Origin of the sequence: Microbacterium sp. CJ77 (genome assembly GCF_002911615.1) — a bacterium.
In the GTDB taxonomy this organism is placed as follows: Bacteria; Actinomycetota; Actinomycetes; order Actinomycetales; family Microbacteriaceae; genus Microbacterium.
On sequence record NZ_PQBR01000019.1, the window covers coordinates 43,765 to 57,114 of the forward strand.

General features: G+C 67.9%; 13 protein-coding genes. 4 read left to right on the forward strand and 9 right to left on the reverse strand.

The genetic code is table 11. The features are described 5' to 3' along the window. Nucleotides 1-26 precede the first annotated feature (26 nt). From C2868_RS10810 to C2868_RS10820, 3 genes are read right to left on the reverse strand one after another with little or no spacing between them, the layout of a single operon-like run. Nucleotides 27-1,088 (reverse strand): 4-oxalomesaconate tautomerase, encoded by a 1,062-nt coding sequence (locus tag C2868_RS10810; protein ID WP_103663330.1) that lies wholly within the window; start codon nucleotides 1,086-1,088, stop codon nucleotides 27-29. Beyond that, nucleotides 1,075-1,800 carry a 4-carboxy-4-hydroxy-2-oxoadipate aldolase/oxaloacetate decarboxylase gene (locus tag C2868_RS10815; protein WP_100810158.1) on the reverse strand — a complete coding sequence of 242 codons (726 nt, stop codon included), beginning with the start codon at nucleotides 1,798-1,800 and terminating at the stop codon, nucleotides 1,075-1,077. Before C2868_RS10815 ends, C2868_RS10810 begins: the two co-directional genes overlap by 14 nt. Next, a complete protein-coding gene (locus C2868_RS10820) occupies nucleotides 1,797-2,552 on the reverse strand; it encodes a PIG-L deacetylase family protein (protein WP_100810157.1) in 756 nt (251 codons plus the stop codon). The genes C2868_RS10815 and C2868_RS10820 overlap by 4 nt, the downstream gene beginning before the upstream one ends. Before the next feature lie 155 nt (nucleotides 2,553-2,707). Between C2868_RS10820 and C2868_RS10825 the strand changes: the two genes are divergently transcribed. Further along, nucleotides 2,708-4,111 (forward strand): aminomethyltransferase family protein, encoded by a 1,404-nt coding sequence (locus C2868_RS10825; RefSeq protein ID WP_100810156.1) that lies wholly within the window; start codon nucleotides 2,708-2,710, stop codon nucleotides 4,109-4,111. A 70-nt stretch (nucleotides 4,112-4,181) separates the two neighbouring features. Here the strand turns inward: C2868_RS10825 and C2868_RS10830 are convergent, their stop codons facing one another. From C2868_RS10830 to C2868_RS10840, 3 genes are all read right to left on the reverse strand, one after another. Beyond that, a complete protein-coding gene (locus tag C2868_RS10830) occupies nucleotides 4,182-4,718 on the reverse strand; it encodes a flavin reductase family protein (RefSeq protein ID WP_308455396.1) in 537 nt (178 codons plus the stop codon). Beyond that, complete coding sequence (locus C2868_RS10835; RefSeq protein ID WP_100810155.1) at nucleotides 4,715-5,938, reverse strand: acyl-CoA dehydrogenase family protein; 1,224 nt, start codon at nucleotides 5,936-5,938, stop codon at nucleotides 4,715-4,717. Before C2868_RS10835 ends, C2868_RS10830 begins: the two co-directional genes overlap by 4 nt. Before the next feature lie 123 nt (nucleotides 5,939-6,061). After that, nucleotides 6,062-7,012 (reverse strand): LysR family transcriptional regulator, encoded by a 951-nt coding sequence (locus C2868_RS10840; protein ID WP_181003445.1) that lies wholly within the window; start codon nucleotides 7,010-7,012, stop codon nucleotides 6,062-6,064. Between the two features lie 207 nt (nucleotides 7,013-7,219). On the opposite strand from C2868_RS10840, the gene C2868_RS10845 reads away from it, so the two are divergent. Then, complete coding sequence (locus tag C2868_RS10845) at nucleotides 7,220-8,494, forward strand: ABC transporter substrate-binding protein (RefSeq protein WP_100810153.1); 1,275 nt, start codon at nucleotides 7,220-7,222, stop codon at nucleotides 8,492-8,494. Between the two features lies 1 nt (nucleotide 8,495). On the opposite strand, the gene C2868_RS10850 is transcribed toward C2868_RS10845, so the two are convergent. From C2868_RS10850 to C2868_RS10860, 3 genes are all read right to left on the reverse strand, one after another. Beyond that, nucleotides 8,496-9,296 carry a DUF1932 domain-containing protein gene (locus C2868_RS10850; RefSeq protein ID WP_100810152.1) on the reverse strand — a complete coding sequence of 267 codons (801 nt, stop codon included), beginning with the start codon at nucleotides 9,294-9,296 and terminating at the stop codon, nucleotides 8,496-8,498. 8 nt (nucleotides 9,297-9,304) lie between these two features. Continuing rightward, on the reverse strand, nucleotides 9,305-10,186 hold the full coding sequence (locus tag C2868_RS10855) for an IclR family transcriptional regulator (protein ID WP_100810151.1): 882 nt from the start codon (nucleotides 10,184-10,186) through the stop codon (nucleotides 9,305-9,307). Nucleotides 10,187-10,256: 70 nt separating this feature from the next. Next, on the reverse strand, nucleotides 10,257-11,627 hold the full coding sequence (locus C2868_RS10860) for an aminomethyltransferase family protein (protein ID WP_100810150.1): 1,371 nt from the start codon (nucleotides 11,625-11,627) through the stop codon (nucleotides 10,257-10,259). Between the two features lie 240 nt (nucleotides 11,628-11,867). Between C2868_RS10860 and C2868_RS10865 the strand changes: the two genes are divergently transcribed. Then, entirely contained in the window at nucleotides 11,868-12,650 is a 783-nt protein-coding gene (locus C2868_RS10865) for an ABC transporter ATP-binding protein (protein WP_100810149.1), read from the forward strand. Further along, nucleotides 12,637-13,347: an ABC transporter ATP-binding protein gene (locus C2868_RS10870; RefSeq protein ID WP_100810148.1), complete on the forward strand. Its 711-nt coding sequence runs from the start codon at nucleotides 12,637-12,639 to the stop codon at nucleotides 13,345-13,347. Before C2868_RS10865 ends, C2868_RS10870 begins: the two co-directional genes overlap by 14 nt. The last annotated feature ends 3 nt before the right edge of the window (nucleotides 13,348-13,350 follow it).

The window sequence follows — 13,350 nt, forward strand, 5'->3', positions numbered from 1 at the left end:
CGTTTCTGATGTCGAATCTTGCAGGGTTACCGGCGCGGCCGGGGGAACACGGTGCCGTCAAAAATCTTGCGGGCCGTGCGCTCCGAGACGGACGTGCCGTACCAGACGCCGTCGGCGCGTCGCTCGACGGCGACCCGCGCGGGGAAGGCGCCGGTGGGGTGCTCGATCAGGGTCGGGTCGGATTCGGCCTCGACCGCCAGGTCGGAGCCGACGGCGCCCGGGATGCGGATGCCGGCGGCGACGGATGCCGCCATCAGCACACCGATCGACGTGTGTATGCGCGACGGAATGAACGCCCGCGTCGAAATCGCGCCACCCTTGCGTGGCGCCGACAGCAGGAACATCTTCGGCACCGTCTGCGCCGAGACATCCCCGAGTCCCATCAGTGCGCCCGCCCGGAGGCGGATTTCTTCGATCTGTCGGGCGAGGTCGGGGCGCGACTCGAGTTGTTCGGGCGTCTCGTCCCCCGACACATCGAACTCGTCCGCCCGCAGGAGCACAACGGGCATCCCGTTGTCGATCAGGGTGACGCGGTGCCCGGCGATCTCGTCGACGACGTTCCCCGTGGGGAACAGGGGGGAGTCTCCCCCGATCTCGAGTTCGATCGCGCACGAGATCCCCGGCACGCCGTCGATCGAGAAGTCCCCGTCGTAGTCGACGACTCCCCCGGGCGTGTGGATGCGTGTGGTCGCGACATCCCCCGTGTTCAGCATGCGGATGCGCACCGGGGTCTCACCGTCGCGCGCTTCGATCAGCCCCCGCTCGATCGCGAATGGTCCGACCCCCGCGAGCAGATTGCCGCAGGTCTGCGCATCGCTGACGATCGGCTTGTCGACGACGACCTGCAGGAACAGGTAATCGACATCGATACCGGGTTCGCTCGATCGCGAAACGATCGCGACCTTGCTCGTGAGCGGGTGCGCTCCCCCGAGTCCGTCGATCTGGGTCGGATCGGGGCTGCCCATGACCCGCAGCATCAGGTCGTTGCGCTCCGCGGGGTCCTCCGGCACGTCATCCGCGACGAAGTAGGCGCCCTTCGAGGTGCCGCCCCGCATGAGCATGCAGCGGATGCCGTCAGCGCCCGCCATGCTCCGCCTCGTACTCCGCTTCGCTCACATAGCGTCCACCGAGTTCGCGGAAGACATCGCGAAGTCCCTTGCGATCCAGGCTCAACTCGCCGCCCTGATAGGCAGCACGGTCTGCCGCCTCTTTCTCCACGCGGGAGTCGGATGCCGCGAGCACACGTGCGGCGTCGGCACGGGGAACGCACATCACCCCGTCGTCGTCGGCGATGACGACATCTCCCGCCCGCACGACGACTCCCCCGACGACGATCGGAACATTGACCGAACCGGCCGTCGCCTTCACGGTGCCCTGGGCGTTGATCGCGCTCGACCACACCGGGAATCCCATGTCGCGCAGGTCGACGACGTCGCGCACGCCCGTCGTCGTGACGAGCCCGCGCACACCTCGCTGCGCGAGCGCGGTCGCGAACAGCTCGCCGAACGCGCCGTCGACCGAGGGTGACGTCGTCGAGACGACCAGGATGTCGCCGGGCCGACACTGCTCGATGGCGACGTGGATCATGAGGTTGTCGCCGGGCCACGACAGCACCGTGACCGCCGAACCGGCGATGCGCGAACCATCCTGGATCGGACGGATGTCCGCCCCGACGAGGCCGATGCGCCCCATCGCCTCGTGGACCGTCGCGACGCCGTGCACGCCGAGGGCGTCGATCGTCGCGGGGTCGGCTCGGGCGACGTCGGTCACGACGAGGCCGGTCTGCTGCGTGCCGGTCATACCAGCACGTCCGTGACCTGCGGGTAATAGCGCATGTACGCCTCACCCATCGTGTCGACGGGCAGCCCGAGGTTCGGTCCCGCGTTGCGCTTGACCTGCACGCCGCGGCGCACGGCGAGGGACGTGTAGTAGTCCCACATGTGCTTCTGCGCGGGCAGGCACTCCATCGCCTTCTGCTTGAGGGGGAAGGCCGAGGTGATGTCGAGCAGCACGTTGGGCTTGAAGTCCGACTGCTCGGGCTGGTGCGGTTCGAAGAAGAACACGGGCGGAGCGCCGATGATCTCGTCCTTCGTCGGGAACGAGCCGTCCGAATTCGCCACGCCGATCGCCTGTGCGAGCACGCGTGCCTGCAGCGCCATCCGCGCCGCGGCGGGGTGGTCACCGTTGTAGGGATCGGCGAGCGGATGCGTCAGCACGACCGTCGGCTGCACGCGGCGGTAGACGTCCACGAGCTTCTCCACCGCCTCGGGCGACTCGATCAGCGGGTAGTCGCCGAGGTCGAGAAACTCGATCTCAGCGCCGAGGGCCGCCGCTGCGGCCGCAGCCTCGTCCCGCCGGATGGCCTTGATCTCGTCGAGCGGCTTGCCGGCGAGCCACTGGCTCGCGGATTCACCGCGCTCGCCATAAGAAAGGCACACCACGGTTGCCCGCTCGCCCCGCAGGGTCGCGGCGGCGATCGCGCCGCCCGCACGCCACACGAAATCGCCCGCGTGAGCGCTGACGACAAGAAGTGAAGGGGTGGTCTCTGCCATAGGGGACTCCTGTCTTGTCTGGACAGCGAATCACACCACTAGCGCGATGGTCAAGATATTGGTTACAATTCTGGCGACGCTGAATCCCTCTGGACATAGTGATATGCCCTCCGTACCATCAGGACCACACGACAAAGATGTTGAAAGGAATAACCATGGCCAGCAATCTGCAGCAGGTACTCGACGAGGCGGGCAACACCGTCGAGATGCTGCGCAACTCGAAGCTCGGCACGTACATCTACCCCGTCGTGCCGGCCGAGTTCTCGAACTGGCGCCGCGAGCAGATCGCGTGGCGCGAAGCGGCGGTGTTGTTCGACCAGACGCACCACATGGTCAACCTCTTCGTCTCGGGCCCGGACGCCCTGAAGTTGCTCGCCGAGACCGGCATCAACAGCTTCACGAACTTTCCCGTCAACACGGCCAAGCAGTTCGTGCCGACCGCGTCCAACGGTGGTGTGATCGGTGACGGCATCCTGTTCCGCGAGGGCGAGAACGACTACGTGTACGTCGGTCGTGCCCCGGGCGCGAACTGGCTGCAGTACCACGCCGAAACCGGCGGCTACAAGGTCGACGTCACCTACGACGACCGTTCCCCGTCGCGCCCCTACGGCGAGGCCGTGTCGCGCAAGTACTACCGCTTCCAGATCCAGGGGCCGAACGCCTGGCCGATCATCGAGAAGCTCAACGGCGGCGAGCTCGAGAAGGTCAAGTTCTTCCACATGGGCGAGCTGACGATCGCGGGCGAGAAGGTCCACACCCTCCGCCACGGCATGGCCGGCGCACCCGGGCTCGAGCTCTGGGGCCCGTACGAGCAGCACGGAAAGATCCGCCAGGCGATCCTCGAGGCCGGTGCCGAGTTCGGCATCGAGCCCTGCGGCTCGCGCGCCTACTCCTCGAACACGCTCGAGTCGGGCTGGATCCCCTCGCCGCTGCCCGCCATCTACTCGAGCGAGGCCGAGCGCGGCTACCGCGAGTGGCTGCCCGCGAACAGCTACGAGGCGATCAACGCGCTCGCCGGCTCGTTCGTCTCCGACAACATCGAGGACTACTACCTCAGCCCGTGGGAGCTCGGCTACGGTTCGTTCGTGAAGTTCGACCACGACTTCATCGGCCGCGACGCACTCGAGAAGATCGACCCCGAGACGCAGCGCAAGAAGGTCACGCTCGCCTGGAACGACGAGGATCTGAAGAGGATCCTGACGAGCGTCATCGACCGCGAGGGCGTCGGCTACCAGTTCTTCGACCTGCCGAACGCCAACTACGGCTCGTCGAACTACGACGCGGTGATCGACGCCGAAGGCAACAACGTCGGCCTGTCGCTGTTCACCGGTGTGACCGCGAACGAGAAGCGCGGCCTCTCGCTCGCGACCGTCGACCGCGACGTGCCCATCGGCACCGAACTGAAGGTCGTCTGGGGCGAGCCGAACGGCGGATCCGCCAAGACCACCGTCCAGCCGCACGAGCAGATCGCGGTCCGCGCGGTCGTCAGCCCGGTCCCCTATGCCGTAACCGCTCGCCAGGAGTACCAGGGCGGCTGGCGCTCGACCGGACAGCTCTAAGCCTGAAAGCGAAAGGCCCGCACCCCTTCACGGGTGCGGGCCTTTCTTCGATTACGCGAGATTCCGTCGTCTACCGCACGCTCTCTCGGATCAGGTCGGCGGGATCCGCTACCGACTCGGCGCTCAAGCGGTGCCACGTGCGGTTCTGGTAGACGAGCCCCTCCGCGCCGCCACCGCTGCCCTCTCGCGCGAGCCGGGACTCGATCGCGGTGCCGACGAAGACCGTCGATCCACCCGCGTCGATCCGGTGCAGGATGCGCGCACGCAGCCACGTGTGCGCGTCATCGAAGACGGGCTCACCCGTTTCCAGTCTCCGCCACCGTTCGGTGTCGGAGAACCGATCGATGCCGCTCGTCGCGCCGAGCACCGCCAGGTCGAGGTTGTCGGCCGACAGCAGGTGCACCACGACCGTGTCGGCGAGGCGGAGCACGACCGCGCTCGAGCTGTGCACCGACACCGAGAACATCAGCAGCGGCGGATCGGCGCTGACGGCCGACACCGACGAAGCGGTGAGCGCGATCGGCACGCCGTGCGCGTCCGCGGTTATCAGCGCCACACCCGCCGGGTGGGAGCGGAACGCGGCCTTGAAGTCGTCCGCGTTGATCACGGCGCGACCGACTCCGACGATGAGACGGACGCGAGATAGCGGATCGCGCTCTGGCGCCAGTTCAGGGTCACGTGATGCGAGATCATCTCGATATCGCGCTTGGCGCGCGAGATCGGGTGCTCGGCGTTGCCCGCGCGGGCACCCACGAGCGAGAATATCTGCTGTGCGGACCGCAGTGCCGTCCGCGTGACGAGGGCGTTGTCGCGCGCCTCGCGGGCGGTGTCCGCCTCGCTGGATTCTTCGCGCATGCGGGCGCGCTCGGATGCCTCGAAGCTGCGCTTCTCGATCAGCAGCCGCGCCATCTGGATGTCGCCCTGCGCCTGGGCGAACTCCGTCGCGACGAACTCCTGCTCGGCGAGGCTGACGGACCCGCCGAGGGCGTTCGCGACGCGCGTCGACGACCCGACGGTCTCGGTGAAGTACTCGGCCGCCCCCCAGGCCGCGCCGACCGCGCACGAGGCGAACGGGAAACGCCCGTGCGAGGGCCAGGTCGCGTACATCGTGTCGAACGTGGGGTGCATCGATCGACGTTCCTTGAGCTTCCGCACCGTGTCGGCCGTGCGCTGGACACGATGCTCCGGAACGAACACCTCGGTCACGGACATCGAGCGGCTGCCGGTGCCGCGCATGCCGGTGGGATGCCAGTCGTCGATCGTCTCGGCCTCGTCGTGCGGCACGAGGAACATGTACCCCTCGCCGTCCTCTCCCACGGGGGCGTTGAAGATCAGCCACTCGGAGAAGTCCGAGCCGCTGCAAAAGCCCCACTTTCCGGTCAACAGGTAGCCGCCGTCGACCTTCTTCACGACGGCTTTCGGGTTGAGGTTGGTGTTACCGGCGAGCGTGGCGTAGGTGTCCGCTCCCCAGATCTCGTCCTGGACCTCTTCCGGGAATGCGAGGATCGCCATGTTGTCGGAGCTGAGAATCGAGAAGACCCAGGCGGTCGACGCGCAACCGCGCGCCAGATTCATCGCGATGCGCGCGTGCTCGTGTTCGCTGAGCTCGAGCCCGCCGTACTTCTTGGGCTTGAGCACGTGCAGAAGGCCGACGTCGCCCAGTCGTCGATACGTGTCCTGCGGGATGCGTCGGTCGCGATCGACCTCGCTCGCTCGCTCGCGGAGCAGAGGGATCATTCCCTCGGCCGCTGAGATGACGTCGTCCGCCGTGAGAGCGGGGGAAGGGGCGACGCGCGGCGCGCCGGTGGGGTTCAGGGTGGTGGTCATCAGTGCCGCCTCTCCCGCAGCGTCGATGCTGCGGTGACTGGGTGAGTGTTGCGTCCATCCTCAACACCCGCGTCTTATGCGGTCAAACAGAACAATCTGACGATAAAGCACGCCTGAGGCGTGTTATTGAGCGGGAACCTCATACTGGCGCCTGACCAGATCAGCGAGTGCCCGCGCGCGCGACGACAACTCGACTCCGCGCGCCCACGCAAACACGACGTTGACCGACGGTGGTGCGGGTACGATCTCTCGCTCGACCAGATCCAGTCCTTCGTAGCTCAGCTTGTTGGCGGGACGCTGCACGAGCACGGCATAGGCAGAATCGGATCGCGCCACGATCGACCGCGTGAGCTCGAACGCGTGGGTGCGGTGGCGGACGCGGGGCACGAGGCCCCGTGCCTCGAACATCGACATCGCGTACCGGGTGCTCGGTGTCTGATCGAACAGCACGAGTGGCAGGTTGGCCAACTCTTCGAGCGTGACCTCACGCTTCGCCGCGAACGGATGGCCGGCGCCGAAGAGGGCGTATCCCCGGGCAACGTACAGCTCGAAGGACTCGAGTGCGTCGAGCCCTCCCATGTCGTACATGATGGCGGCGTCGATGGCTCCCGATCTCAGCGCAGCACTCAACTCGTCCTGCGCGCCGACGACGAAGTCGATGGATACCCGCGGGTGCCGGGCCTCGTATTCCTCGAGGATGCGGGGCAGCACTGCGGGGGCAAGAGTCGCGAAGCACCCGACCACGAGGGGTCCGACGAGTTCGGTCCCGCCGCCCTGCACGGCGTAGTTCAGTTCGGCGACGTCCTCGAGCAGCCTGCGCGCCTTCTCGAGGACGAGGGTTCCGGTGGACGTGAGTGTGACCCCCTGTGCGCGGCGCCGCACGCACAACTCGGCTCCGAGCGCCCGCTCGAGCTCGGTGATGGACGCCGAGATGGCCGAGGGCGAGAATCGAAGGCGCTTCGCGGCACCGCTGATCGTGCCCGCCTCTGCGGCCGCGACGAAGTGGGCGAGTTGCCGAAACGTCAGTTCGCCGCGCGTGAGCTGTGCCTCGAGTTGCGGGTCGTCGGTGACCATGCGCCCCACTGTATAGCACGCCAAAATCGTGCATCTTCCTCGCATTGTTCTGTTTGACCGGCGAAACGCACGCCCACAGGATGGACGCGGATCCACATCCCGGCCGCGCTCCGCAACGACGGACGCGGTCGAGGCGCCATCGACAACCGTCGCGGTCAGCGAAGACCAGGACGGGATGAGCGTCACCACCACGAGAGGCACAGCTCGATGAAGATCTCAGGTTCCTCGCGACGCGCATACGCGACGCTCGCCACGATCGGTGTCATTGCCCTGACAGTGACCGGATGCGCCCGAGGGGGTGCGGGAACGGGCGCAGCATCCGATGGCTCTGTCGAGGCGAGCCCCGGTATCACCGATACAACGATCACGATCGGCACGACGGCCCCGCTCACGGGAAACGCCGCCGGCGTCGGCAACTGCGCCGTCGACGGCGGCCTGGCCTACTTCGAGGCGAAGAACGCCGCGGGCGGCATCGAGTTCGGCGACGGCAAGACGCGCACCGTGGAGTTCAAGGCGTACGACGACGGGTACGACCCCCAGCGCGCGCTGGCGAACTTCCAGCAGATGCAGGCGGACGGCGCGTTCGCCGCCGCCCTGAGCCTGGGAACGCCCACGAACCGGGCCTGGCGCGAGGCCGCGATCGATGCGGAATTCCCGCAGGTCCTGCTGCAGACGGGTGACCCGCTCTTCAGCAACCGCGAAGAGAGCCCGTGGCAGCTGGGACTGCTTCCGATCTATCAGCAGGAGGGCGAGGCATTCGGCGAGCTGCTGGCCAGCTCGCCCGGTGATCACAAAGTCGCCATCCTCTTCCAGAACGACGACTTCGGCCAGGGCTACGTCGAGGGTTTCAAGGCCGCGATCGAGGGAGCGGACAACGTCGAGATCGTCAAAGAGCTCGGCTACGAAGCCACCTCGACCGATGTCAACGCGCAGATCACCGACCTCGCCTCGACCGGCGCTGATGTCTTCTTCAACGCCATGTCGTCGCTTGCGCCTCTCGTGATCGGCTCGCTGCAGCAGGCCGACACGATCGGCTGGCACCCCAGCCTGTTCCTCCCCTCCGTCTCGGCGAGCCCCGCGGCCTTCCTCGTCCCCTCCGGCGTGGCGGGCGCCTTCCCCGGGATCTACACGACCGCATCGTCGATGACTGCGGGCTCGCCGCTGTTCACCGATGACCCCAACAGCGGCCCGTTCCTCGACGCGCTCGCGGAGTACACGGCGCAGACCGGCGTCCCGAGCTTCCCGCAGTGCTTGTGGAGCTGGATCGGCGCCTCGGTTCTCGAACAGGCGTTCGCGAAGATGGAGGAGCCGACGCGCGAGAGCTTCATGGAAGCGCTGCGGTCGATCAGCGACTACCCGGCCCCGTTCCTGCTCGATGGCGGCGTGATCGACACGACATCCGACGACCGACCGGCCATGAGCACGGTCGTCGTTCAGAAATACAACGGTGCGGGCTTCACGATCGTCGACGCGCTGGAGTAGGTCAGTCGAGCCGGGCGGAGCCTCGCTCGGCGAGGATCCGCTCGAACCACGCCAGGGTCGCTCGCGTCATGTCGGCGGGTTGATCGGATGCCTCGAGTTCGGCGAGGGAGGCGCGCACCTCTTGTGCGCGGCGCGGCGCGTGCTCGTACGAGCCCGTGACGAGCCGATCGACCAGAGCCGCGCCGCCCTCGCCGAGCTCCTGCGCGATGCGATCGCGCAGCCATTCCTCGGAGCCGGAGGCGCGGGCGGCGCCCAGGCTCTCGATCACGAGCGCCGCGAGACCCTTCATGAACACGCTCCGCAGCAGCTTCATACGGGCGGCCTCGCCCGCCGCGCCGGGCACGACCGTGATCGGCACGCCGAACGGAGACATGAAGACGGCGAACGCGTCCGCCCCTCCCCCGCTCGCGAGCAGCGCGGTCCGGTGCGCATCCCGGAGCACGGGCGCGAGAACGGCGACGTCCGCCATCGGCACCCCGGCCGCATCGCCCAATCGCGCGATCTCGAGCTTCGTGTCGGGTGAGGTGGTGTTCAGATCGGCGAAGACCGCGTCGCCGCCGAGATGCGGCAGCACCTCCGCCGCGACGTCGAGCGCCGCCGCCGCGCCGACCAGACTCAACGCGACGTCGGCCCCCGTCACTGCGTCACCGAGCCCGTCGCGCTGATCGATCACAGCGCCGTCGACGCTCGCACGCGCGTCGTGGTACGGGTCGTAGCCGCGAACCTCGGCCCCCGCCCGCGAGAGGCCCGCGGCGTAGAGACGGCCGGCTTCACCCAGGCCGATGATCGCGATTCTGGTCATGACTCCCGTCAGGATACCCGGGGCAGCGGGGGCGGATCGTGGGGGTCATGGGCGAGGCGTTCCAGGTATTCGATCGATCGGCGCGAGGATCCGACGAGCGAGCGGATGCCCCGGGATCCATCGTCCTCGTCGGGCATGTATGCCCGGGCGAGATCGTGTGAGACGCCGACCGCGGCGCGGCGCAGCAGATCGATGTGCGGTTGAGGTGACGCGCCGTCGTTCGGCACGACCACACTCAAGGCGGCGTACACCGAACCGTCCGGCCCCGTCACCGGCACGGCGATGCCGCGGGACTCGGCGTGGATGTGTCCCGAGGTGACCGAGAATCCGTCGGCCCGCACGCGCCGCAGTTCGCGCCGGAGCGCGGCGGGGTCGACCAGCGTGTGCTCGGTGTAGGGGCGGAGGCCCGCGGCGATCACGTCCTCGACGACGGACGGATCCCCGAAGGCCGCGAGCACGAGTCCACTCGACGACGCGAACAGCGGGATGCGTCCGCCGATGAGCGTGGCGTTGAGCACGGCGTCCTGCGCCGACATCCGTTCGATGAACAGGACATCGCGGCCCGCGCGCACACCGAGCTGAACGTGCTGGCGGACGCGCTCGTGCACCGCGCCCAGCCAGGGACGGGCGATCTCGCGCAGGCCGACCGCCCCCGGCGTGCGGCTCGCGAACTCCCAGAGCCGCACGCCCAGACGGTAGGTGCGATCGGATTGCCGCTCCAGCAGCCCCTCGCGCTCGAGCTCGCCGATCAGACGGTGCACGCTCGAGGGCGCGAGTCCCGTGGCCTCCGCGATCTCGGTGAGCGTGAGGAACGGATGCCATGCGTCGAACGACTCCAGGATGCGCAGGTGCTTGTGCAGCACGGACTCACCTGCGGATCCGCGGGCCATGGGCATCCTCCTCGACGCGACGTCCCCGCAGCTTCGTCGAGGACGGGCGCCATGCTAGCCCACGCGCGCCTCAGTCGTTCGCGCGGTAGACCGTGCGGGCCCAGTCGTGGAACGGCGCGGGCGCGACCGTTGCGCGAATCCGCACCTGCCGGTGAGTGGCGTCGACCGAGACCTTGCGCGAGATCGGGTCCTCGCCCCACACCACCTCGACAACAGCGCCGTCGGGGATGTCGACATCGAGGGTCGCGAGCGACATGTACAACTGGTCGAACGCGACGTAGCCCGCGTCGGTCGAGATGCCGACCGGCTTGCCGTCGAGGCGCACCTCGTCCATCTGGTAGAGCCCGTAGCGACCCTTCGGGAAGTCGAGGAACTTGGCCGGAACGCCCGGCTCGACCTGCGAACGCACCACGTCCGCGACGTCCTCCGCGTTCCAGAGCAGCGTGACCTTGTGGCGCTTCTGCGACTCCCTGTGCCGCTCGAGCGCCTCGCGACCGTGGAAGTCGTGGTCGAAGCGGACCGAGCGCCCAAGGCCCAGGTCGTACGGCGTCATGTAGTAGTCGTGGATGTCGTCGGAGAAGAGCGACCCGGCGATCGATCCGGCCCGGTCGGCGGGCAGCCATTCGCGGTACTCGGCGAGGTCGTCGTCGAAGATCGCGGGGAAGGGCGTCGGCACCCAGCCCGCCTCGAGCGGCGTCGCCGAATAGGCCTTCGCGCCGACCCGTCGGATGCCGAACTCGGCCCCGGCCTCGAGGATCGCGTCCAGCACGACCTCGTTGTCGGCCCACGGCCCGAAGAACTCGAACCCGGGCTGTCCCGCCATGCCGTGGCGCAGACCCTTGACCGCACGGCCCGCGATCGTGAAGTCGCCGATGTGGAAGAACTTGACCTCGGGCACGGGACCGCCGAACAGCTTCTCCATGACCTCGTTCGCGGCCGGACCCTGCAGCTCGTAGCGATAGAAGGTCGGCGGGCCCTGGCGCATGTGCGAGTTGCCCTCGAGGCGGTGGTGGACGTCTTTGCCCGCGGCCTCGGCCTTCTCGACGTTGAAGCGTACCCAGTCGATGAGCAGGTGGTGCCCGATCAGGACGAGACCCTCACGCTCGGTCGAGTTGTAGAACAGGATGCCGTCACCGATCAGGTAGCCGTCCTGGTTGACCGAGATGAGCTGCTTCGCCACGCCCGGCCGGAAGGTGGCGAACGTGTTGGGCGAGATCGATTCGAGCAGGGGGATCAGGTCGTCGCCACCGAGGAAGAGCTGCGTCATGTGGTGCGACTGGTCCATGAGCGCGACCGTGGTGTTCCACGCGCGCTGCTCGTCACGCCAGTTGGTGAACTCGGGCGCCACCGGGAACGTGAAGGCGGGCCAGTTCTGGTTGCGGAGCAGTTCGACGGCTCCGCCGGCTCGAGCGATCGCCTGGGCGAGGGATTCGGATGTCATCTTCGACCTTCCTGTGGAGGAAGCCTCATGGTAGGCAGGAGCCGGACGAGATGTGTTCGCGAATTCCGTTCATAGGAATTCGGTCTGTCAATAGTCCGGTTTCGATAGTGGAATCACAATCACGACACGACACGTCGGACTCACACCAAAATCGTTGACAATGCGGGTGTCGGTCCGTAACGTCCCTCAGGCGGGGCCCGACCCGCTGAGTGCAATGGTGCGACGACGAGGACGGTAGCGATGGCGGCTCAGCTGACCTTGAACGAGGTGAACCTGCGCTTCGGCGGCGTCCGCGTGCTCGAGGACGTCGGCTTCACCGTCGAGCCCGGCCAGATCTTCGGGCTCGTGGGCCCCAACGGAGCGGGCAAGACGTCGCTGTTCAACTGCATCAGTGGTCATTACCGCCCCACCTCGGGATCGATCAAGATCGACGACACCGAGATCCTCGGTACCCGGCCGTCGAGCCTGGCGGCCCTCGGGCTGGCACGGACGTTCCAGCACCCGGCGCTGCAGCTGCACTCGAGCGTCCTCGAGAACGTCCTGCTCGGTGGGCACTCGCGACTTCCGCGCGGCCCGATCTCGTGGTCGCTGCGTCTGCCCCCGACGCCCCGCGCCGAGCGCGACCTGCGCATCGAGGCGCGTGCTCTGCTCGAGCGCAACGGACTCGGCTGGGCCGCGGACCTTCCGGCGGACGAACTGTCGCACGGGCTGCACAAGGGCATCGAGCTCTGCCGCGCCCTGATCTCGCGCCCGCGTCTGCTGCTGCTCGACGAGCCCGCGGCCGGCCTGTCGCACGGCGAGGTGGAGCAGTTCATCGCCACGGTCCGGCGGCTGCGCGACGAAGAAGACATCACGATCGTCATCGTCGAGCACCACATGGGCCTCATCTCGGCGCTCACCGACCGCGTCGTCGTCCTCGACCACGGACGCAAGCTCATGGAGGGCACGGCCGCCGAAGCGCAGTCCGACCCCCGCGTGATCGAGGCGTACATCGGAAAGGAATCCGCGGATGACGCTGCTTGAGCTGGTCGACGTCACGGCCTGGTACGGCTCCGTCCAGGTGCTGGAGGGCGTTTCGCTGAGCGTTCCCGATGGCGGTGCCGTCGGCATCCTCGGCGCGAACGGAGCGGGTAAGACCACGACCCTCCGAGCCATCAGCGGCATCGTGCGGACCGGCGGCAGCATCCGGTTCGACGGGCGCGAGATCAGCGGCATGCGGCCGGATCAGGTCGCCGCCCTCGGCATCGCACACGTCCCCGAGGGGCGCGGCACGCTCGGGCAGCTCTCCGTCCGCGACAACCTGCGCGTCGGGTCGTATCTGCGGAAGGACCGCAAGGCGATCGCCGAAGACATCGACTATTGCCTCGAACTCTTCCCCCAGCTGAAGGATCGGATCGGCTCTCACGCGGCCGCGCTCTCGGGCGGCGAGCAGCAGATGCTGGCCGTCGGCCGGGCGTTCATGGCGCGACCCCGACTACTGCTGCTCGATGAGGCATCCCTCGGACTCGCCCCGAGCACCGCGCGCAACGTCTACGACGCGATCGCGCGCCTGCGCCGCGAGTCCGGAATCGCGATGCTCGTGGTCGAGCAGAACGCCAACCTCGCCTTCAGCCTCGTCGACTCGGCCACCGTGCTCGAGACCGGCAGGAACGTCCTCACCGGAACCTCGTCCGAGCTCAAGGGCATGGACGAGATCCGCCGCGCCTACCTGGGAGGCTGAGCG